General features: G+C 64.5%; 19 protein-coding genes. 10 read left to right on the top strand and 9 right to left on the bottom strand.

The annotated features are described in order from the left end of the window. Positions 1–27 precede the first annotated feature (27 nt). From NCR37_RS02990 to NCR37_RS02980, 3 genes are all read right to left on the bottom strand, one after another. Positions 28–1245 (bottom strand): branched-chain amino acid ABC transporter substrate-binding protein, encoded by a 1218-nt coding sequence (locus NCR37_RS02990; RefSeq protein ID WP_250471475.1) that lies wholly within the window; start codon positions 1243–1245, stop codon positions 28–30. 356 nt (positions 1246–1601) lie between these two features. Next, entirely contained in the window at positions 1602–2570 is a 969-nt protein-coding gene (gene ispH, locus NCR37_RS02985; protein ID WP_250471473.1) for a 4-hydroxy-3-methylbut-2-enyl diphosphate reductase, read from the bottom strand. Positions 2571–2572: 2 nt separating this feature from the next. After that, on the bottom strand, positions 2573–3028 hold the full coding sequence (locus tag NCR37_RS02980; protein ID WP_206467698.1) for an FKBP-type peptidyl-prolyl cis-trans isomerase: 456 nt from the start codon (positions 3026–3028) through the stop codon (positions 2573–2575). A gap of 294 nt (positions 3029–3322) precedes the next feature. Here NCR37_RS02980 and radC point away from each other — a divergent pair, with 294 nt between their 5' ends. The 4 genes from radC to nadB all read left to right on the top strand — a co-directional run bounded on the left by radC (position 3323) and on the right by nadB (position 6671). Continuing rightward, a complete protein-coding gene (gene radC, locus NCR37_RS02975; RefSeq protein WP_284506774.1) occupies positions 3323–4216 on the top strand; it encodes a RadC family protein in 894 nt (297 codons plus the stop codon). Positions 4217–4443: 227 nt separating this feature from the next. After that, positions 4444–4677: a 50S ribosomal protein L28 gene (gene rpmB / locus NCR37_RS02970; RefSeq protein ID WP_008351171.1), complete on the top strand. Its 234-nt coding sequence runs from the start codon at positions 4444–4446 to the stop codon at positions 4675–4677. A gap of 11 nt (positions 4678–4688) precedes the next feature. Next, positions 4689–4856, top strand: coding sequence for a 50S ribosomal protein L33 (gene rpmG, locus NCR37_RS02965; RefSeq protein ID WP_007180630.1), 168 nt, complete (start codon positions 4689–4691; stop codon positions 4854–4856). Positions 4857–5072: 216 nt separating this feature from the next. Next, positions 5073–6671 (top strand): L-aspartate oxidase, encoded by a 1599-nt coding sequence (nadB, locus tag NCR37_RS02960; protein WP_250471470.1) that lies wholly within the window; start codon positions 5073–5075, stop codon positions 6669–6671. A 3-nt stretch (positions 6672–6674) separates the two neighbouring features. Here the strand turns inward: nadB and nadC are convergent, their stop codons facing one another. The 6 genes from nadC to purN form a co-directional block, all read right to left on the bottom strand. Further along, positions 6675–7547, bottom strand: coding sequence for a carboxylating nicotinate-nucleotide diphosphorylase (gene nadC / locus NCR37_RS02955; RefSeq protein ID WP_250471468.1), 873 nt, complete (start codon positions 7545–7547; stop codon positions 6675–6677). Next, positions 7547–8674, bottom strand: coding sequence for a quinolinate synthase NadA (gene nadA, locus NCR37_RS02950; RefSeq protein WP_250471467.1), 1128 nt, complete (start codon positions 8672–8674; stop codon positions 7547–7549). The genes nadC and nadA overlap by 1 nt, the downstream gene beginning before the upstream one ends. A 102-nt stretch (positions 8675–8776) precedes the next feature. After that, positions 8777–9976 carry a DesA family fatty acid desaturase gene (locus NCR37_RS02945; protein WP_250471466.1) on the bottom strand — a complete coding sequence of 400 codons (1200 nt, stop codon included), beginning with the start codon at positions 9974–9976 and terminating at the stop codon, positions 8777–8779. Between the two features lie 263 nt (positions 9977–10239). Continuing rightward, entirely contained in the window at positions 10240–11604 is a 1365-nt protein-coding gene (locus NCR37_RS02940) for a mechanosensitive ion channel family protein (protein WP_250471464.1), read from the bottom strand. Between the two features lie 7 nt (positions 11605–11611). Continuing rightward, positions 11612–12919 (bottom strand): RsmB/NOP family class I SAM-dependent RNA methyltransferase, encoded by a 1308-nt coding sequence (locus NCR37_RS02935; RefSeq protein WP_250471457.1) that lies wholly within the window; start codon positions 12917–12919, stop codon positions 11612–11614. Further along, positions 12916–13566 carry a phosphoribosylglycinamide formyltransferase gene (gene purN / locus NCR37_RS02930; protein WP_250471456.1) on the bottom strand — a complete coding sequence of 217 codons (651 nt, stop codon included), beginning with the start codon at positions 13564–13566 and terminating at the stop codon, positions 12916–12918. The genes NCR37_RS02935 and purN overlap by 4 nt, the downstream gene beginning before the upstream one ends. A 166-nt stretch (positions 13567–13732) precedes the next feature. On the opposite strand from purN, the gene NCR37_RS02925 reads away from it, so the two are divergent. The 6 genes from NCR37_RS02925 to dut all read left to right on the top strand — a co-directional run bounded on the left by NCR37_RS02925 (position 13733) and on the right by dut (position 20889). After that, on the top strand, positions 13733–14728 hold the full coding sequence (locus NCR37_RS02925) for a bifunctional riboflavin kinase/FAD synthetase (RefSeq protein ID WP_250471454.1): 996 nt from the start codon (positions 13733–13735) through the stop codon (positions 14726–14728). A 99-nt stretch (positions 14729–14827) separates the two neighbouring features. Then, the gene (gene ileS / locus NCR37_RS02920; protein ID WP_250471453.1) at positions 14828–17659 is read left to right on the top strand and encodes an isoleucine--tRNA ligase; all 2832 of its coding nucleotides are present in this window, start codon (positions 14828–14830) and stop codon (positions 17657–17659) included. Next, on the top strand, positions 17659–18165 hold the full coding sequence (gene lspA / locus NCR37_RS02915; RefSeq protein WP_250471447.1) for a signal peptidase II: 507 nt from the start codon (positions 17659–17661) through the stop codon (positions 18163–18165). Before ileS ends, lspA begins: the two co-directional genes overlap by 1 nt. A 54-nt stretch (positions 18166–18219) precedes the next feature. After that, positions 18220–19425: a bifunctional phosphopantothenoylcysteine decarboxylase/phosphopantothenate--cysteine ligase CoaBC gene (coaBC, locus tag NCR37_RS02910; protein WP_250471446.1), complete on the top strand. Its 1206-nt coding sequence runs from the start codon at positions 18220–18222 to the stop codon at positions 19423–19425. A 7-nt stretch (positions 19426–19432) separates the two neighbouring features. Next, positions 19433–20440: an LLM class flavin-dependent oxidoreductase gene (locus NCR37_RS02905; protein ID WP_250471440.1), complete on the top strand. Its 1008-nt coding sequence runs from the start codon at positions 19433–19435 to the stop codon at positions 20438–20440. 2 nt (positions 20441–20442) lie between these two features. Then, entirely contained in the window at positions 20443–20889 is a 447-nt protein-coding gene (dut, locus tag NCR37_RS02900) for a dUTP diphosphatase (RefSeq protein ID WP_250471438.1), read from the top strand. Positions 20890–20900 lie beyond the last annotated feature (11 nt).

Below are 20900 nucleotides of genomic sequence, written 5' to 3'. Positions count from 1 at the left end.
GCGCCGCAAGACTGCAAACGCCTGCTGCTACTGCTTCACGACGTCGAGCACGTCCTTCTTGTTGTCCTTGAAGTCGTAAAGCGTGATGGTGCTCGTCTTCAGATCGCCTTTGTCGTCGAAAGCGATATGCCCCGTCAGACCGTTGAAATCCGTCGTGGCCATCGCCGCGAGCACCTTGCTCGCCTCGATGGAATTGGCGCGCTTCATTGCGTCGACGATCACGTACACCGCGTCGTACGTGAACGGCGCGTAAATCTGCACTGGCGTGTGAAACCGTGCCTCGTACTTCTGCGCGAAGTCCGCGCCCTTGTCCATCTTCGCGAGCGCGGGTCCCGCTTCGGAACACACGACGTTCTGCACCGCGTCGCCTGCCAGTTCCGGCAGTTGCTGCGTGCAAACGCCGTCGCCCGCCAGAATCTTCGCCTTCACGCCGAGCGCCGCCGCTTCTTTCGCGAACGGGCCGCCCGTTGCGTCCATGCCGCCGTACATCACGGCGTCCGGCTGCATGCGCTTGATTTTCAAGAGGATCGCCTTGAAGTTGCGCGCCTTCTCCGATGTCGTCTCGCGCGCGGCGACCTTCAGCCCGCCCGCCTGCGCCGTCTTCGCGAACTCGTCGGCGAGGCCGCGGCCGTAAGCGGTCGCGTCGTCCACGATCACCACTTTCTTCGCGTGCAGCGTCTTGATCGCGTAGCCGGCCAGCACGGGGCCTTGCAGCGCATCGGTTGCGACCACGCGGAAGGTCGTCTTGTAACCCTGCTTCGTGTATTGCGGGTTCGTCGTCGACGGGGAAATCTCCGCGATGCCCGCATCGCTATAAATCTTGGACGCCGGAATCGATACGCCCGAATTCAAATGGCCGATCACCGCGACCACATGGTCGTCCACCAGGCGCTGCGCGGCTTCTTCGCCGGTGCGCGGGTCGGCTGCGTCGTCCTGGCTGTCGAGCACGAGGCGAATGGAGCGGCCGTCGATGGTGAGACCTTGCGCGCTGATTTCCTCCAGCGCGAGCCGCGCGCCGTTTTCGTTGTCTTTCCCTAGATGCGCCTGCGTGCCGGACAACGGCGCGGCATGGCCGATCTTCACCACGGTTGCTTCGCTCGCCGGTGCCGGCGCAGCCGTTGCCGCCGTCGGGGCGCTTGCCGCCGGTGCTGCTCCGCTCGCTCCGCCTTCGTCCCTCTTGCCGCATGCAGTTGCCATTGCAACCGCAGCCGCGATGGACACGGCGTAAGCAAACTTGAATCGCATCAAATCAGATCTCCTGCGCCTTTCAGAACCGTTGCCAGAGGCCCTTCCGGACTCAGGACGCGCGAATTGTAACGCTAAATATGAGACGAGCAATATTCTTGCGTGGCGGGGTTTTCCAGCATTGCAACCCGCATTTTTCGACGATTTTCGCGCGAAAGCGCAACCGGGTTGCGATCCTCTTTTGTGCAGCAGTTGCACCATTCCGGGAACGGGGTTTAATCGCCTCGGCGGCGAGTACGTTTGCGCGATGCGATACTTAAGCTGACGCCCTCGAATGGTGCATGCGTTTTTCGCGTTGGCAATGCACGCAGGCGAAAAAAAAGCGCCCGCAGGCGCTTTTCGAAGCTTTCATCTAACTATTGCGGCAACGACAAGCCGCGCGGTAGCGGAAAGGAGATAGTCTCTTCGATCCCTTCGAGCGAGCGCACGCTGCGCACGCCGAGTTCGCGCAGTCGCGCGATCACGGCCTGTGCGAGCACTTCCGGTGCCGACGCGCCCGCCGTCACGCCGATGCGCTTTTTGCCTTCGACCCAGTTCGGATCGATCTGCGTCGGCGAATCCACCATATAGGCCGGAATGCCGCTGCGTTCGGCCACTTCGCGCAGCCGGCTCGAATTCGAGCTGTTCGGGCTGCCGACCACGATCACGACATCGCACTGCGGCGCGAGGAACTTCACCGCGTCCTGGCGATTCTGCGTCGCGTAGCAGATGTCCTGCTTCTTCGGCTCCTTGATCGCGGGATACTTGTTCTTGAGCGCGTCGATGATCGCGGAGGCGTCGTCGACCGAAAGCGTCGTCTGCGTCACGTACGCGATGCGGTCCGGGTCGGGCAAATCGAGCTTTAGCACGTCCTCGATATCTTCGACCAGATGCATGCCCTCGCCCGACTGGCCCATCGTGCCTTCGACTTCCGGGTGCCCCTTGTGACCGATCATCACGATATCGAAGCCTTCCTGCCGCATCTTCGCGACTTCCATGTGCACCTTGGTCACGAGCGGGCACGTGGCGTCGAACACGCGCAGCCCGCGTGTTTCCGCTTCGACGCGCACGGCTTTCGAGACGCCGTGCGCGCTGAAAATCAGCGTGCTGCCCTCGGGCACGTCCGACAGTTCCTCGATGAAGATCGCGCCCTTCTTGCGCAGATCGGCGACGACGTACGCGTTATGCACGATCTCGTGACGCACGTAGATCGGCGCGCCGAACAGCTTGATCGCGCGCTCGACGATCTCGATTGCGCGGTCCACGCCCGCGCAGAAGCCGCGCGGCTGCGCGAGCAGGATTTCGACGTCGGTTTCGATATCGGTGAGGCTTTCGGTCAGGCTCATGGCTACAGAATTCCGATGATTTTCACTTCGAACGCCAGCGTCTGGCCGGCAAGCGGGTGATTGAAGTCGAAAAGCGCCGACGTCTCGCCCACTTCCTTGAGCACGCCCGCGTAGCGCCCGCCGTTGGGCGCGTTGAATTCGACGAGATCCCCGGGCGAAAAATCCTCGCCGACCATGCTGTTTTCGCGCAGCGTCGCGAGCGACACGCGCTGCAGCAATTCGGGATTGCGCGGCCCGAACGCCTGCTCCGGCGTTAGCCGAAAGGTCGAATGGTGGCCGACCTTGAGCCCGAGGAGAATTTCTTCTAGCGGCGGGGCCAACTGGCCCGCGCCAAGCAGGAGCGTGGCGGGCTTGTCGGTGAAGGTGTTGACGATGTCGGCGCCGTCGGCCAGTGCCAGCCGGTAATGCAGCGTGACATGGGAGCCGGGCTTGACCTCGGAGATATCGATGATGCTCATGAGTATTGGTTGTGGCGGTTCAGTCGAAAGCGCGGCGTGGGCCGGGCGAGCGGCGGCTCGTCGGCGCGAAGCTGCGAACCGCGTGGCGCAGGGTCGAAACGGGCGCCGAAACCGCTATTGTAAGACAGAGTGGTCCGGCAACGCGTCAGGCGCGTGCGGCATTGGTGCGGCGGCGCGCGCAACGCGGCCCGTGGGGAGGGGGCAATGACGGGCGCTGCGGAGCCGGTGGCCTGCGCGAATGCCACGTCAGGTGCCGGGCCGGTTGGTGCGCCGGTTGGTGGGCCGGTTCCCGCGTTGGTTGACGAGCGGGTTGCGGCGTCAGGGGCCGCGTCAGGCGCCGATCCGGTTGACCGGCGAGTTGCTAGGCCGATCGCCGCGTCAGTTTCCCAACCGGTTGAGCGGCCGGTCGACGGGCCGGTCGACGGGCCGATCGCCGCGTCAGTTGACGAGCCGGTTGCTCCACCCTTTCCGACCTCGCCAGCGGAGGCCGCGACGACGGTCCGGCTCGGCACACTCGCCATCTCGCATTGGGACAAAGCAGACCGGCCGCGCGAGCGCCTGCTCAGATCCGGTGCCGAGACACTTTCCGACGCCGAACTTCTCGCATTGTTCCTGCGCACCGGCGTGCCCGGCCTCACGGCGGTCGATGTCGCGCGTGGACTGCTGCGGCGCTTCGGCTCGCTGCGGTCAATGCTAGGCGCTTCCGCTGCCGAACTCAGCGCCGAACGCGGCATCGGCGAGGCGCGCGCCGCGACGCTCATCGCGGTATCTGAATTGTGCCGACGCGCGTTGGCGGAGCGGGCGAGGGAACGCTTGCTTCTGAACTCGCCGGGAGCGGTCGAAGACTTTCTGCGCCTGAAAATCGGCACGCGGCCGAACGAAGTGTTCATTGGCATCTATCTCGACGCCCGGCATCAGCTGCTGGACATCTGCGAGGAAGCGCGGGGCTCGCTCACGCGCGTAGCCGTGTATCCGCGCGAAATCGTCAAGCGCGCGCTCTCGCTGAATGCGGCCGGGCTGATCGTCGCGCATAATCATCCTTCCGGCGGCATCCAGCCGAGCGCGGGCGACCGCAAGCTCACGCGCACGCTTCAGGACGCGCTCTCGCTCATCGACGTCAAGCTGCTGGATCACATGGTCATCGCGTCGAATGACATTTTTTCGTTCGCGCGGGAAGGCTGGCTGTGAAGTGGATTTCGCAGCCAGGAAAAAAGCCGAAACGTCTTGATAACGCACGGCTTTTCCTGCTAGAATCCGCGTTTGCTTTTCTCAACCCACCTGTTCTGAGCTTACGCGGTCCTCATTGGCATAACCGTGCTGCCAAGTTCCCGGTAAAGGCAACCAGGGAAAAAGAGGTCGGCCCGCAGCATCCGCTGCGCCGAGCGTATGAATCAGACTGTATTAGGAGTGCTCGCATGGCACGCGTATGCCAAGTAACTGGGAAAGGGCCGATGTCCGGCAACAACGTTTCCCACGCCAACAACAAGACCAAGCGTCGTTTCCTGCCGAACCTGCAGAACCGCCGTTTCTTCGTTGAAAGCGAAAATCGCTGGGTCCGTCTGCGCGTTTCGAACGCCGGTCTGCGCCTGATCGACAAGAACGGTATCGACGCCGTGCTCGCAGATCTGCGCGCACGCGGTGAAATCTAAGGAGCACGCACATGGCCAAGGGCGCACGCGACAAGATCAAGTTGGAATCGACTGCAGGCACGGGTCACTTCTACACGACGACCAAGAACAAGCGCAACATGCCGGAAAAGATGCTGATCAAGAAATTTGATCCCGTCGTCCGCAAGCACGTTGAGTACAAGGAAACCAAGATCAAGTAAAGCGGCGTTGCTCCGCTCACGCGGAAGACGGACCGCACTTGAGATTGAGTGCCTGACGAAGACAGCAAAAAGCCCCGCTCGCGCGGGGCTTTTTGTTTTTGCGACGCGCTTTTCATACGCGTTTCACATGGTCGCGCATGGGTTTTCGCGGTTTCTCTGCGCTTGCGCGTTATGCTTGCCGGCTATCGACAACGACAGCGACGGAGACACGGCGGCATGAACTTCGATGTAGCGATCGTGGGGAGCGGACTCGCGGGCCTGAGCGTCGCGCTGAATCTGGCCGAGACGCGGCGCGTGGCGATCATCGCGAAGCGCGCGGTGAGCGAAGGCGCGAGCGACTGGGCGCAAGGCGGCATCGCGGCGGTGCTGGATTCGGCGGACAGCGTGGACGACCACGTAGCCGACACGCTCATCGCGGGCGGCGGCCTGTGCGACGAGGCGGCGACGCGCTACATCGTCGAGAATGGGCGCGCCGCGATTCAATGGCTCATCGACGAAGGCGTGCCCTTCACGCGCGACGTCTCGGCCGAACTCGGCTTCCATCTGACGCGCGAAGGCGGGCATAGCCATCGCCGCATCATTCACGCCGCGGACGCCACCGGCCACGCGGTCGTCACGACGCTCGGCGAGCGCGTGCGCAATCATCCGAACATCACCGTTTTCGAAGACCACTACGCGATCGACCTGATCACGTCCGACCGGCTCGGACTGCCAGGCCATCGCTGCCACGGTCTGTACGCGCTCGACCTGAAAAGCGGCCGCACCGTCACGATCGAGGCGCCGCACACGGTGCTCGCGACGGGCGGCGCAGGCAAGGTCTATCTCTATACGACGAATCCCGACACCGCGACCGGCGACGGCATCGCGATGGCGTGGCGCGCGAGCTGCCGGGTCGCGAACATGGAGTTCATCCAGTTCCATCCGACGTGCCTTTTTCATCCGTACGCGAAGTCGTTCCTGATCTCGGAAGCCGTGCGCGGCGAAGGCGGCGTGCTGCGCCTGCCGGACGGCACGCGCTTCATGCCCGCGCACGACGAACGCGCCGAGCTCGCGCCGCGCGATATCGTCGCCCGGGCGATCGACTTCGAGATCAAGAAGCGCGGCATCGACTGCGTGTATCTCGATATCAGCCACCAGCCGCGCGCGTTCCTCGAAGAACACTTCCCGACGATCCTCGCCCGCTGCCGCGAGTTCGGCATCGATATCGCGAAGGAGCCGATTCCGGTGGTGCCGGCCGCGCACTATACGTGCGGCGGCGTCGTGACCGATCTCGCCGGGCGCACCGACCGTCCCGGGCTGTACGCGGTCGGGGAAACGTCGTGGACGGGGCTGCACGGGGCGAACCGGCTGGCGAGCAATTCGTTGCTGGAATGCATCGTGGTCGGCCGGGCGGCGGCGGCGGCCATCGAAGCGGACGGTTTCTCGGCCGGATGCCACGCGCCCCTGCCCGACTGGGACGAAAGCCGCGTCTCCGATCCGGACGAGGAAGTCGTCGTCGCGCATAACTGGGACGAGCTGCGGCTTCTGATGTGGAACTATGTCGGCATCGTGCGTACGGACAAGCGGCTCGCGCGCGCCCGGCATCGCATCGCGCTTTTGCGCGACGAAATCCACGAGTACTACGCGAATTTCAAGGTGAGCCGCGACTTGCTGGAACTGCGCAATCTGGTGGATGTGGCGTCGCTGATCGTCGAGAGCGCGTGTTCCCGGCGCGAAAGCCGCGGTCTGCACTATAGCCGCGACTGGCCCGAAACCTTGCCGAAGGCGCTGCCGACCGTGCTGACGCCGCCGGCGGCGCGACGGCGCGCGGTCTGACGGCTAGATGAGGCGCATTGAATAATCGGTCGCGCGCACGTCCTTCGTGAGCGCGCCGATCGAAATGCGGTCGACGCCGGTTTCCGCAATCGCTCGCACGGTTTCGAAATTCACGCCGCCCGACACTTCCAGCAATGCGCGGCCCGCCGTCACGCGCACGGCGTCGCGCATGGCGTCGAGCGTGAAGTTGTCGAGCAGAATGGACTCCGCGCGGTGCGCGAGCGCCGTCTCGAGCTGCGCGAGCGTCTCGACCTCGATCTGAACCGGCACGCCCGCGTTCAGCGCGAGGGCCGCGTCCATGGCCGCGCCGACGCCGCCCGCCGCCGCGATGTGGTTTTCCTTGATCAAAATGCCGTCGTAGAGCGCGAGCCGCTGGTTCGCCCCGCCGCCCACCCGCACTGCGTACTTCTGCGCGAGCCGCAGGCCAGGCAGCGTCTTGCGCGTATCGAGAATGCGCGAGCGCGTGCCTCCGATCGCGTCGACGTAACGGCGCGTCGCGCTTGCGACGCCCGAAAGCAGCTGCAGAAAGTTGAGGCCATTTCGCTCGGCCGTAAGCAGCGAGCGCGCGGGGCCGTGCAGCAGCACGACGGGCGTATCGGCGGCCATGCGCTGCCCTTCGCGATACTGCCATTCCACTTCGATGGAAGCATCGACGCGCCGCATCACTTCGTCGAACCACGGCGCGCCGCACAGCACGGCTTCTTCGCGCACGATGATCCGCGCTGTGCGCCGCGCGTCCGCGGGAACGAGGCGGCCGGTGACGTCGCCGGCGCCGATGTCTTCGGCGAGCGCATCGGCGACATTACGCGCGAGCGCGGCGTCGAATGCTTCGCCGTATTGCGAACGGACTTCTTCGAAAATCGGTGAGTAGCGCATCACGCGGCTCCCACGTTCGAAAACAGCGCAGTGTCCTTGGCCAGGTCGCCACTCGCCTGCACGCGCTTCTTGTGGCGCGCGGCGAAATCGAGCATGCGGTCGATCGGCACGCGCGCGCGCTGCCCGATAACGGCGTCGACGTGAATCTCGTTATGTCCGCGTTCGAGCACGTCGGCGAGATTGGCGAGACCGTTCATCGCCATCCACGGACAATGCGCGCAGCTCTTGCACGTGGCGCTGTTGCCGGCCGTCGGCGCTTCGATGAACGTCTTTCCCGGCGCGGCAAGCCGCATCTTGTGCAGAATGCCGAGATCGGTGGCGACGATGAAGCGACTCGCGTCGAGGCGCACCGCGGCGTCGATCAGCTGCGTGGTCGAGCCGACAACATCGGCCAGCTTTACCACGGCTTCCGGCGACTCGGGATGCACGAGAATCTTCGCGTCCGGATACTCGGCGCGCAGCAGGTCGAGTTCGATGCCCTTGAACTCGTCGTGAACGAGACAGGAGCCCTGCCACAAAAGCATGTCCGCGCCCGTCTTCTTCTGGATGTAGCCGCCGAGGTGACGATCGGGCGCCCAGAGAATCTTCTCGCCGCGCGCGTGCAAATCCGCGACGATCTCCAGCCCAATGGACGACGTGACCATCCAGTCGGCGCGCGCTTTCACGGCGGCGCTCGTGTTCGCGTACACGACGACCGTGCGGTCCGGATGCGCGTCGCAGAACGCGGCGAATTCGTCGGCGGGGCAGCCGAGATCGAGCGAGCACGTGGCGTCGAGGTCCGGCATCAACACGCGCTTGTCCGGGCTCAGAATCTTCGCGGTTTCGCCCATGAAGCGCACGCCCGCGACAACCAGTGTCTTTGCCGCATGATCGCGGCCGAAGCGCGCCATTTCGAGCGAATCGGCGACGCAGCCGCCAGTTTCGTCAGCGAGTTTCTGTAGCTCGGCATCGACGTAATAGTGCGCGACCAAGACGGCCTGTTCCTGCCGCAACAGCGCGCGAATGCGCTCCTTCAACGCGCGCCTTTCTTCCGGCGACGGCGCTTGCGGCACGCGCGCCCACGCCTCGCCTACTCCACACGTCAGCCCTTGCGGCCGGTCGTACTCGACGCTTCTGATCGCCTGCATGTCCCCTGTCTCCTGCCGAATCCAGCGAAAATCCGTCGCCCTAAAACAAAAACCCCGCCAGAGCGGGGTCTTGTGACGTCTTCGAATTTTAGCGGATAACGCTTACAGGGCGTAGCGGCGCAGACGCAACGCAAAGTCCTGCAACGCCTTGATGCCGCTTTGTTCGGCGCGATGACACCAGTCCTGCAGCTGCGCCAGCAGTTGCTCGCGCGATGCGTTCGAGCGGTCCCACATTGCCGCCAGATCCTTGCGCAGTTCGATGTACGTGCGCAGTTTCTGGTTGTCCGAGAACAGCTCGGGGAGTTGCTTGCGCTGCGGCTCGTTCAGGCCGTCCTCGTCCTTGTGGAACCACTTGCGCGCGCCGCGCATCAGCTGATACTTCTCGCGCGCGCCGGCTTCCTTCAGCTTCACGAGTTCCTGCTTGTACGCTCGCTTGAGCGCCTTGCCGTAACGCGCCATGACTTCGTAACGGTTCGCGAGCACGGCTTGCAGGGTGTCGTGATCCGGCACCGACTTCGATTCCGACAGGCGCGGCGTGGGCGCCAGCTTCTTCACCTTCGCGAGGCCAATTGCCGACAGAATGCGGATGTACAGCCAGCCGATATCGAACTCGTACCACTTGCTCGACAGCTTGGCCGACGTCGCGTACGTGTGGTGATTGTTGTGCAGCTCTTCGCCGCCGATCAGGATGCCGAGCGGGAAAATGTTGGTGCTCGCATCAGCCGAATTGAAGTTGCGATAACCCCAGAAGTGCGCGAGACCGTTGACGACGCCCGCCGCCCAGAACGGAATCCAGATCATCTGCACGGCCCACACCGACAGCCCGACGATGCCGAACAGCGCCACGTCGATGACCATCATGATGCTGATGCCTAAGATCGGATAACGCGTGTACAGGTTGCGCTCGATCCAGTCGTTCGGCGTGCCGTGGCTGAAGCGGCGCAGCGTTTCTTCGTTCTTCGCTTCCGCGCGATACAGTTCCGCGCCTTCCAGCAGCACCTTCCAGATGCCGCGCGTTTGCGGGCTGTGCGGATCTTCTTCGGTCTCGCACTTCGCGTGGTGCTTGCGGTGGATGGCCGCCCACTGGCCGGTCAGCATGCCGGTGGTCATCCACAGCCACAGGCGGAAGAAGTGGCTCGCGATGGGGTGCAGGTCCAGCGCGCGATGCGCCTGGCAGCGGTGCAAATAAATGGTGACGCCCGCGATGGTGACGTGCGTCATCGCCAGCGTGAACAACAGAATCTGCCACCAGGAAAAATCCAGCAATCCATTGGCGAGAAATTCGAGGGAGGAATTCAGCAAGGCAATTTACCTATCTAGCTGTGAAATTCGGAAAAAATGGCCGACGAAAACGGTCAAAAAACGACTTTATCGCCGCATGTCGGGCGCGTGAAAGGTCAGCGCCGAAGTTCGATCGCATTCTACTGCATGCGTTCCAAGTCGTTGTCGTAAAGGTGAATTTTTTTGAATCTTGGTCATAAGAGGAAAATCTCACGCCCCTACGACCAGCGTCATCCTTGCAAAAACAGAAGGAATGGCGCACTGCTGTTGCTTCAGGCGGTGCTTTAAGCCGTTGACGAAGGCGCATCGCCGTGAAAACCGGCATTTCCTACCGATTGGTTCGCCGCACCGCCGACAATCCGCACTTCGCGCTGCGCGTACGGGATCTCGATGCCATGCTCGCAGAATAACCGCCACACGCTGCGATTGACTTGCGACTTAACGCCGCCCGTGCCCTTCGCCGCGTCCTCGATCCAGAAGCTCAGTTCGAGATCGATGCCGTCCGCGCCGAAACTCGCGAGCAGCGCTGCGGGCGCCGGGTCCTGCAGCACGCGCTCGACGCCCTGTGTTGCTTCGATGAGGAGTCGCATCGCGCGTTCCACGTCCGAGCGATAACTCACCTGCACCGCGATTTTCGCGTTGCCGCGCGTCAGATACGACGAGTGATTCTGTACGACATCGGTAATGAGCTTTTCGTTCGGAATCAGCGTTTCGATGCCGTCCAGCCCGCGAACGACCGTGTATCGCGTGCGAATCTGCGTGACCGTGCCCTGAAAGCCGCTGACATTGATCATGTCACCGAGCCTGAGCGACCGGTCGAGCAGAATGATGAAGCCCGACACGTAATTGCTCGCGATCTTTTGCAAGCCGAAGCCGAGTCCGACGCCGAGCGCGCCGCCGAACACGCCGAGCACCGTAATGTCGATGCCGACGATCGACAGGCTCACGAGAATCGCCGCGAGAATCATCAGCGCCCGCGCGACGCGGCCGAGCACCACTTTCAGATTCGCGTCGAGCGAGCGCGAACGCATGAGGCGGTCGTCGAGCAGCGCGCCGGCCCACATCGCCACGATCAGCGTCACGCATACCCACAGCACGCCCGAGGCGAGCGAGAGCAGCGTCATGTGCGCGTTGGCGAAATTGAAGCGCACGCTCGCCATCCAGCGCACGACGTCGTCCTGAATGCCCATTACCGTGAGCAGCATCGCGACCCAGACGAGCACCGTGACGACCTTTTCGAAGAGAAACAGCAGCGCGCCGGCCTCGTCGTCCGCGCCGCCCGTGGCGCGCTTGCTGAAGACGCGCCGCACCACGTAAAACATCATGTAGATCACGGTGATGCCGCACAGCGGCACCAGCGCGAGCCGCAAGAGCGCCGTGTGCATGACGGGCGCGAGCGCGAGTTGCGCGACCGAGACGAAGACGGTCCCGAGCAGCGGAAACAGGGCCTTGTTGAGACTTTCCGCGCCGAACCGGACGGCTTCGAAGCGCGACTGCCGCCGCGCGTCGAGCTGTTTGCGCAAGAGACCCGCGCTCCACCACGCGATGGCGACGAGCGCGATCAGCGCGCCGACTTGCCACAGCACTTCCGGCTCGCCGAAGTCGCGTACGAGCCGTTCCGACAGGTGGCCGAGGAAGCGGTTCTGCATCGCGCGCTTATGCGCTCTCTTCCCCGGCGCTCTCGTCCGCCGCTTGCGCCTTCGTGCCGGGCACGCGCTCCAGCACCGCCGCGAAAAAGCCGTCCGTGCCGTGCTTGTGCGGCCACAGCGACAGATACTCGCCCGTGTCGAGTTCGATGCGCTGCTCGGCGAGCACGTCGCGCGCGGGCACCACGCGGAAGTTCGGATGCGTTTCCAGGAACTGCGCGACGACGCCTTCGTTCTCCGCTTCGAGCATGCTGCACGTCGCGTAGACGAGACGGCCGCCCGTCTTCACGAGCCGCGCGGCGCTCGTGAGAATGGAAAGCTGCTTCGGCGTCAGTTCCGCGACGGTCGCGGGCGACTGCCGCCACTTGAGGTCGGGATTGCGGCGCAGCGTGCCCAAGCCGGAGCACGGCGCATCGACGAGCACGCGGTCGATCTTGCCCGCGAGGCGCTTGATCTTCGCGTCGTGTTCGCTGTCGATCAGCACCGGATTCACGTTCGACAGACCGCTGCGCGCAAGACGCGGCTTCAGCTTCGCGAGCCGCCGGTCGGAGACGTCGAAGGCATACAAACGGCCGGTGGAGCGCATCATCGCGCCGAGCGCAAGCGTCTTGCCGCCCGCGCCCGCGCAGAAATCGACGATCATCTCGCCCCGGCGCGGGGCCACCAGCGAGCAGAGCAACTGGCTGCCCTCGTCCTGCACTTCGATCCAGCCTTCCTGAAACGGCTGCAAGCGCGTGAGCGCGGGCTTGCCTTCCACGCGGATGCCGAACGGCGCGAACGGCATGTCGAACGCGTCGATGCCCGCGTCGATGAGCGCCTTGCGCACGACGTCGCGGCTCGCCTTGATCGGATTCGCGCGCAAGTCGAGCGGCGCGGGATAGTTCAGCGCGGCGGCAAGCTGTGCGAGCTCGTCCGGCTCGAAGCGCTTGGCCATCGCGTCGTAGATCCACTGCGGCAGGTTCGTGCGCACGCGCACCGGCAGGCTCGCGGGATCGATCTTCGACACTTGCGCGAGCCACTGATGCTCGTCCGCCGAAACGAAGGGCTTGAGCGCGGTGAGGCCCGCGGTCTGCATCAGCCCGAGCAGCGCGAGACGCCGCGCCTGATTGCCGGTGCCGCTTTCGGCGAGATGCGAGAACTCCATCTTCCGCCGCAGCACGGCGAAGACCGCCTCCGCGATCACGCCGCGCTCGCCGTGACCGAGCTTCGGATGCGCGCGGAAGAAACGGCTCGTCGCCGCATCGGCGGGACCGGAAAAGCGGAGCACGTCCGCCAGCAACGTTTCGGTTTGACCAATCAGAAATCCATGCAGCCTCATGCGCCCTCCCCGGCAATGTCGGCAAAGAGCCACTGCGGCTCAGACGGCGTGAGGGCGACTCGTTCGCCCTCGATAGAAAGACGCCCTTCCACGAACCAGCGCACCGCGCGCGGGTAAATGATGTGTTCGACGGCGAGCACGCGCGCCGCGAGCGCGGCGGCGTCGTCGCCCGCGATGACCGGCACCGCGCCCTGCGCGACGATCGGCCCGTGATCCAGCTTCGACGTCACGAAATGCACGCTCGCGCCGTGCACGCGCACGCCGGCGTCGAGCGCCTGCTGGTGCGTGCGCAGGCCGGCAAAGCACGGCAAGAGCGACGGATGCACGTTCAGCATGCGCCCGGCGTAGCGTTCGACGAACGCGTCGGTGAGCACGCGCATGAAGCCGGCCAGCACGACGAGATCCGGCTCGAAGCGGTCGATTTCACGCGCCAGCGCCGCATCGAACGCTTCGCGGCCGTCGAATTCGCGGTGATCGACGACGACCGTTTCGATGCCGTTCGCGGCCGCGAAGCCGAGCCCGGCGGCATCCGGCCGGTTTGAAATGACCGCACAGACGCGCGCCGGCCAGCCCTCGCGCGCGCAAGCACGCACGACGGCCTCCATGTTGCTCCCGCGTCCGGAGATCAGAATGACGATTTTTTTCATCCGCGGATTTTATCATTTCGGGGACGGCGAAAATCGTGCCAGTAACACGACCGCGACGCGCCGGGCGCTCCGGCGGCGCCGCCCGGCACGCGCGCCCCTGCATCCGTGCGAGCGTTTATAATCGAACGCTTTGCAGCATCAGCCCCCCCACCGACCAACGCCTATCGTGAGAGTCTTTCGCGGCCTCCCCAATGCCGAAAGCCGGGCGCCCTGCGCACTGACCATCGGCAACTTCGACGGTGTCCATCGCGGGCACCAGGCGCTGCTTGCGCGCGTGCGGGCGGCTGCGGACGCGCGCGGGCTGCCGGTCTGCGTGATGACTTTCGAGCCGCATCCGCGCGAGTTCTTCAATCCGGCGGGCGCGCCGCCGCGTATCGCCATGCTGCGCGACAAGCTCGAAGCGCTGCGCACCAACGGCGTCGACCGCGTGGTGGTCGAGCATTTCAATCACACATTCGCGAGCCAGCCGCCGGACACGTTCGTCAAGAACGTCATCGTCGACGGCCTGCACGCGCGCTGGGTCATGGTCGGCGACGACTTCTGCTACGGCGCGAAACGCGCGGGCAATTTCGATTCCCTCAAGGCTGCGGGCGACACGTACGGCTTCGAAGTCGAGCAGATGGCCACCGTCGCGCATCCGAACGGCGCGCGCATTTCGTCGTCGTCGGTGCGGGCGTCGCTCGTCGCGGGCGACCTCGACGCCGCGAACGTCGCGCTCGGGCGTCCGTACATCATCAGCGGCCACGTCGTGCATGGCGCGAAGCTCGGCCGCGATCTCGGCTTTCCCACGCTCAACCTTCCGATTGCCCACAAGCGCCCGGCGCTCGCGGGCATTTTCGTCGTGCGCGTGCACGGCCTGGCGGACGAACCGCTGCCCGCCGTCGCGAGCCTCGGCCTGCGTCCGACCGTGGACGATTCCGGCCGCGTGCTGCTCGAAGTCTTCGTGCTCGACTGGCACGGCGATGCGTACGGCAAGCTCGTGCGCGTCGAGTTCCTGAAGAAGCTGCGCGACGAGGAAAGATACGTCGACCTCGAAACGCTGTCCGCCGCCATCGCGAGGGACGTCGACAACGCGCGCGCCTACTTCGGCCTGCCGCCCGCGAGCAACGCCGGCAGCCGCGCGACGGGCTTCGCCATTTCCGCCACCGACCGAATTAGGTGAGCGCGCGGTGGCGCTTTCAACAAGCGCATCGCCCGCTGCCTCGCCTTCGACACACCGCGCGCGCCAACGCGCCGTCTCACCGAATTCACTGAGTCACCCATGAGCGACAAGAAAGAGAAAGCCTCCTCGAAATATCCCGTCAACCTGCTCGACACGCCATTTCCGATGCGCGGCGATCTGCCCAAGCGCGAACCGGCGTGGGTCAAGGAATGGCAGGAGAACAAGGTCTACGAAAAAATTCGCGCGGCGAGCCGTGGCCGCAAGAAGTTCATCCTGCACGACGGCCCGCCGTATGCGAATGGCGACATTCACCTGGGCCACGCGGTCAACAAGATCCTGAAGGACATGATCGTCAAGGCGCGCAATCTCGCGGGCTTCGACGCCGTGTACGTGCCGGGCTGGGACTGCCACGGCATGCCGATCGAAATCCAGATCGAAAAGCAGTTCGGCAAGTCGCTGCCCGCCGCCGAAGTCATGCAGAAGGCGCGCGCTTACGCTAGCGAGCAGATCGAGAAGCAGAAGGTCGGCTTCCGGCGTCTGGGCGTGCTCGGCGACTGGGACAATCCGTACAAGACGATGAACTTCGTCAACGAAGCGGGCGAAATCCGCGCGCTGGCGAAGATCATGGAAAAGGGCTTCGTGTTCCGTGGCCTGAAGCCCGTGAACTGGTGTTTCGACTGCGGCTCGGCGCTGGCCGAAGCGGAAGTCGAGTACAAGGACAAGACCGATCCGACCATCGACGTGCTGTTCCCGTTCGCGGAAGCGGAAAAGACCGCGCAGGCGTTCGGACTGCCGTCGCTGCCGAAGACGGAAGGCGGCATCGTCATCTGGACGACGACGCCGTGGACCATCCCCGCGAACCAGGCGCTGAACGTGCATCCGGAGATCGTGTACGCGCTCGTCGATACGCCGCGCGGTTTGCTGATTCTCGCGCAGGAGCGCGTCGAAGCGTGCCTGCAGAACTACGGATTGCCCGGTGAAGTGATCGCCACGACGACCGGCGCGAAGCTCGCCAACGTGCGCTTCCATCATCCGCTCGCGGCGGCGCATCCGGGCTACAAGCGCACGTCGCCCGTCTATCTCGGCGAGTACGTCACGACCGAAAGCGGCACGGGCGTCGTGCATTCGTCGCCGGCCTATGGCGTGGAAGACTTCGTGTCGTGCAAGGCGCACGGCATGGCGGATTCGGACATCATCAACCCCGTAATGGGCGATGGCCGCTATATCGAATCGCTGCCGCTCTTCGGCGGCTTGTCGATCTGGAAAGCGAATCCGGAGATCGTGGAAGCGCTGAACAGCGCCGGTTCGCTGCTCAAGACCGAGAAGTACACGCACAGTTACATGCACTGCTGGCGTCACAAGACGCCGATCATCTATCGCGCGACTTCGCAATGGTTCGCGGGCATGGACGTGACGCCGAAAGACGGCGGCAAGACGCTGCGCGAAACGGCGCTCGAAGGCGTCGAGAACACGGCGTTCTATCCGTCGTGGGGCAAGCAGCGCCTCTTCAGCATGATCGCGAATCGCCCGGACTGGACGCTTTCGCGTCAGCGTCAATGGGGCGTGCCGATGGCGTTCTTCGTGCACAAGGAAACGGGCGAACTGCATCCGCGCACCATCGAATTGCTGGAGGAAGTGGCGAAGCGCGTGGAGCAAGGCGGCATCGAGACGTGGCAGACGCTCGACGCGCGCGAGCTGATCGGCGACGACGCGAACATGTACGAAAAGAACCGCGACACGCTCGATGTCTGGTTCGACTCCGGCACGACGCACTGGCACGTGCTGCGCGGCTCGCACAAGGAAGAGCTGCAATTCCCCGCTGATCTGTATCTCGAAGGCTCGGACCAGCATCGCGGCTGGTTCCATTCGTCGCTGCTCACGGCTTCCATGCTCGACGGCCGCCCGCCCTACGACGCGCTGCTCACGCACGGCTTCACCGTCGATGGCGAAGGCCGCAAGATGTCGAAGTCGCTCGGCAACGGCGTCGATCCGCACGAAGTGGCGAATCGCCTCGGCGCGGAAATCATCCGCTTGTGGATCGCGTCGACGGACTATTCCGGCGAGCTCGCCATCTCCGAAGAGATTCTCAAGCGCGTGACGGAGACGTATCGCCGCATCCGCAACACGCTGCGCTTCCTGCTCGCGAATCTCTCGGACTTCGACTTCGAGGAGAACGCGGTGCCGGTCGCGGAGTGGCTGGAAATCGACCGCTACGCCGTGGCGCTCACGCGCAACCTGCAGGACGACGCGCTCTCGCACTACGAGAAGTACGAGTTCCATCCGGTCGTCGCGAAGATCGCGACGTTCTGCTCGGAAGACCTCGGCGGCTTCTATCTCGACGTGCTGAAGGACCGTCTCTACACGACGAAGCCCGATTCGCGCGAGCGCCGCAGCGCGCAGACCGCGCTCTTTCACATCGCGCATGGCTTGCTGCGCCTCGTGGCGCCGTATCTCTCGTTCACGGCGGAAGAAGCGTACAAGGTGCTGAAGCCCGGTCAGGACACGATCTTCACCGAGGTCTACGCGACGTACCCGGATATTCCGAACGGCGGCGAGCTGCTGGACAAATGGTCGCTGATCCGCTCGGCGCGCGGCGACGTGACGAAGGCGCTGGAAGAAGCGCGTACCGCGAATCTGATCGGCTCGTCGTTGCAGGCGGAAGTCGTCGTTCGCGCGAGCGGCGCGCGTTACGACGCGCTCGCGAGCCTCGGCGATGCGCTGCACTTCGTGCTCATCACGTCGCAGGCGTCGGTCGAGCGCGTGGCGAGCGAAGCCGAAGAAGGCGTCGATGTGGCCGCCTCCCGCTACCTGAAGTGCGAACGCTGCTGGCACTACTGCGCCGACGTCGGCTCGCATCCTGAGCATCCGGGTCTGTGCGGCCGCTGCTTGTCCAACCTCTTCGGCGCTGGCGAAACGCGAGGCGCAGCATAATGGCAAGGACTATGGCGAAACAAAGTACTTCGAGCGGTTCGCTCGCGCCGTGGATCGGCGTCGCGCTCATCGTGATTCTGTTCGACCAGTTGACGAAGATCGCGGTCCAGAAGGTGTTCGCATACGGCGAGCCGCATGCGCTGGCGCCTTTCTTCAATCTGCTGCTCGTCTATAACCGCGGCGCGGCGTTCAGCTTTCTCGCGGCGGCGGGCGGCTGGCAGCGCTGGGCGTTCACCGCGCTCGGCGTCGTGGCGGCGGCCGTCATCTGCTATCTGCTCAAGAAGCATGCGGCGCAGCGGCTCTTCTGCACGGCACTCGCGCTCATCATGGGCGGCGCGATCGGCAACGTGATCGACCGTCTCGCCTACGGTCACGTGATCGACTTTCTGGACTTCCACGTGAAGACGTGGCATTGGCCGGCGTTCAATCTGGCCGATAGCGCGATCACGGTCGGCGCGGTGCTGCTGATTTTCGACGAACTGCGGCGCGTACGCGGCTCGAAGTGATGTGATGAGGCGCGGCTCCTTTCCGGAGCCGCGTTTTTTTGCGACGGAGGCAAGTTGGAACTCGCAGGCAAACATCTCGTGCTGGGACTGACCGGCGGCATCGCGTGTTACAAGATCGCGGAGTTGACGCGGCTCCTCGTGAAGGCAGGCGCGACCGTGCAGGTCGTAATGACGGAAGCGGCCACGCAGTTCATCACGCCCGTCACCATGCAGGCGCTCTCGGGGCGTCCCGTGTATGTGTCGCAATGGGATGCGCGCATGCCGAACAACATGCCGCATATCGACCTCTCACGCGAGGCGCATGCCATCGTCATCGCGCCCGCCTCGACCGACTTTATCGCGAAGCTCGCGCACGGCATGTGCGACGACCTGCTCTCTACGCTCTGCGTCGCACGGGATTGTCCGCTGCTCGTAGTGCCCGCGATGAACCGCCAGATGTGGCAGAACCCGGCGACCCAGCGCAACGTCGCGCAGATCCGCGCGGACGGCGTGGAAGTGCTCGGCCCGGATTCGGGTTCGCAGGCATGCGGCGAAGTCGGCGACGGCCGCATGATCGAGCCGGAAGCCGCGTTCGAAGCCATTTGCGCGTCGTTTCAGCCCAAGATTCTGCGCGGCCGCCGCGTGCTGATTACCGCCGGCCCGACGTTCGAGCCGCTCGATCCGGTGCGCGGCCTCACGAATCGCTCGTCGGGAAAGATGGGCTTCGCGCTCGCGCGCGCGGCGGCGCAGGCGGGCGCGGACGTGCATCTCGTCGCCGGGCCGGTTTCGCTGCCTACGCCCTGGGGCGTCTATCGCGAAGACGTGCAGACCGCGCAGCAAATGCACGACGCCGTCATGCAGGCCACGCCCGATGCCGAGATTTTCATCGCAGTGGCAGCGGTGGCGGACTGGCGCGTCGATCACGCGAGGGAGCACAAGATAAAGAAGTCCAGCGATGCCTTGCCGGCGTTCAACTTCATCGAGAATCCGGACATTCTCGCTTCGGTGGCGAATCTGCCGAATCCGCCGTATTGCGTCGGCTTCGCGGCCGAAAGCGGCGATCTCGACTTGCACGGCGAGGAAAAGCGCAGGCGCAAGAACGTTCCGCTCTTGATCGGCAATCTCGGGCCGCTCACCTTCGGCCGCGACGACAACGAAGTGGTGCTCTTCGAAGCATCGGGCCGCACGCCGTTGCCGCGCGCCGACAAGCAGTCGCTCGCGCGCACGCTGATCGCGGAAATCGCCAAGCGCGCGCCGAGCGGTGGCTCGCTTCTCTCGTAGGCTCGACATGACGAAGCTATCGGTTCTGGACCAGACGCCGGTCATCCACGGCCACACGACGGCGGACGCCATCGCCGCGACGCTGGATCTCGCCCAACTCGCCGACGATCTCGGCTACACGCGCTACTGGTGCGCGGAACATCACGGCCTGTACGGCGTGTCGAACCCGTGCCCGGAAGTGATGCTCGCGCATATCGGCAGTCTGACGAAGCGCATCCGCATCGGCTCGGGCGGCGTCATGCTGCCGTACTACAACCCGTTCAAGGTCGCCGAACAGTTCCTGATGCTGGAGGCGCTGTTCCCGAATCGCGTCGATCTGGGCGTCGGGCGCGCGCCCGGCGGCGACATGCGCACCGCGCAGGCAGTGGCCGCCGGTTCGTACAATCGCGGCGATATCTTCCCGCAGCAAGTGGCGGAACTCATCGCGCTCTTCGACGGCAAGGTTCCCGACGATTCGCTCGCCAAAGGCGTGCTGCTGCAACCGCAGATCGACACGCGCCCCGAACTGTGGATGCTCGGATCGAGCGATTTCGGCGGCTTGCTCGCCGCGCAGCTCGGCATTCGCTTCGCGTTCGCGCATTTCATCAACGCGCACATGGGGCATCACGTGGCCGAGGCGTATCGCGAGCGGTTCGTCGCGGGTCACGAAGAGAAGCCGTATCTCGCGGCGGCGGTCTTCGCCATCTGCGCCGATACCGAAGACGAAGCCGAAGCGCTGGAAAAGGCCGTCGATCTGCGTCGCGTGCAGATGGCGTATGGTCTCAACCAGCCGATTCCGTCGATCGCGCAGGGCGTCGCGCAGCAATACGGCGAGCGCGAGCGCGCGGTGATCGCGCATGAGAAGGCGCGCAGCATCATCGGCACGCCGGAGCGCGTTACCGAAAAGCTCCACGCGCTGCAAGAACAATTCGACGCCGACGAACTGATCGTTCTGACGGTCGCCGGCAGCTACGCCGCACGCTCGCGGTCCTATCAACTACTCGCCGACGCGTTCGCGCTCGGCCGTTCAGCCTGACCATGAAACTCGACGTCAAGATTCTCGACGCGCGCATGCGCGATGTCCTGCCCGCTTATGCTACGCCCGGCAGCGCCGGCCTCGACCTGCGCGCGTGTCTGGATGCGCCGCTCATCATCGAGCCGCAAAAGACGGTGCTCGTGCCCACCGGCCTCGCCATCCACCTCGCCGATCCCGGCTATGCGGCGCTCATTCTGCCGCGCTCCGGCCTCGGCCATAAGCACGGCATCGTGCTGGGCAATCTCGTCGGCCTGATCGATTCGGATTATCAAGGGCAACTGATGGTTTCAACCTGGAATCGCGGCAACACCGCGTTCACGCTCAATCCGATGGAACGGCTCGCGCAACTGGTCATCGTGCCGGTGGTGCAGGCGCAGTTCAACATCGTCGACGACTTCGAGGCGAGCGAACGCGGCGCGGGCGGGTTCGGCAGCACGGGCAAGCACTGAGCTTTCCGAAG

Source organism: Caballeronia sp. GAFFF1 (genome assembly GCF_023630705.1).
Classification (GTDB): domain Bacteria; phylum Pseudomonadota; class Gammaproteobacteria; order Burkholderiales; family Burkholderiaceae; genus Caballeronia.
Note: the sequence above shows the minus strand (reverse complement) of the source record. Positions and strands in the feature narration are given on the sequence as shown.

Coding starts and splice junctions, on each gene's coding strand:
- NCR37_RS02990 (WP_250471475.1), bottom strand. CDS start 1,245: ATGCGATTCAAGTTTGCTTACGCCGTGTCCATCGCGGCTGCGGTTGCA.
- ispH (WP_250471473.1), bottom strand. CDS start 2,570: ATGAGCCTGACCGAAAGCCTCACCGATATCGAAACCGACGTCGAAATC.
- NCR37_RS02980 (WP_206467698.1), bottom strand. CDS start 3,028: ATGAGCATCATCGATATCTCCGAGGTCAAGCCCGGCTCCCATGTCACG.
- rpmB (WP_008351171.1), top strand. CDS start 4,444: ATGGCACGCGTATGCCAAGTAACTGGGAAAGGGCCGATGTCCGGCAAC.
- rpmG (WP_007180630.1), top strand. CDS start 4,689: ATGGCCAAGGGCGCACGCGACAAGATCAAGTTGGAATCGACTGCAGGC.
- nadB (WP_250471470.1), top strand. CDS start 5,073: ATGAACTTCGATGTAGCGATCGTGGGGAGCGGACTCGCGGGCCTGAGC.
- nadC (WP_250471468.1), bottom strand. CDS start 7,547: ATGCGCTACTCACCGATTTTCGAAGAAGTCCGTTCGCAATACGGCGAA.
- nadA (WP_250471467.1), bottom strand. CDS start 8,674: ATGCAGGCGATCAGAAGCGTCGAGTACGACCGGCCGCAAGGGCTGACG.
- NCR37_RS02940 (WP_250471464.1), bottom strand. CDS start 11,604: ATGCAGAACCGCTTCCTCGGCCACCTGTCGGAACGGCTCGTACGCGAC.
- NCR37_RS02935 (WP_250471457.1), bottom strand. CDS start 12,919: ATGAGGCTGCATGGATTTCTGATTGGTCAAACCGAAACGTTGCTGGCG.
- purN (WP_250471456.1), bottom strand. CDS start 13,566: ATGAAAAAAATCGTCATTCTGATCTCCGGACGCGGGAGCAACATGGAG.
- ileS (WP_250471453.1), top strand. CDS start 14,828: ATGAGCGACAAGAAAGAGAAAGCCTCCTCGAAATATCCCGTCAACCTG.
- lspA (WP_250471447.1), top strand. CDS start 17,659: ATGGCAAGGACTATGGCGAAACAAAGTACTTCGAGCGGTTCGCTCGCG.
- NCR37_RS02905 (WP_250471440.1), top strand. CDS start 19,433: ATGACGAAGCTATCGGTTCTGGACCAGACGCCGGTCATCCACGGCCAC.
- dut (WP_250471438.1), top strand. CDS start 20,443: ATGAAACTCGACGTCAAGATTCTCGACGCGCGCATGCGCGATGTCCTG.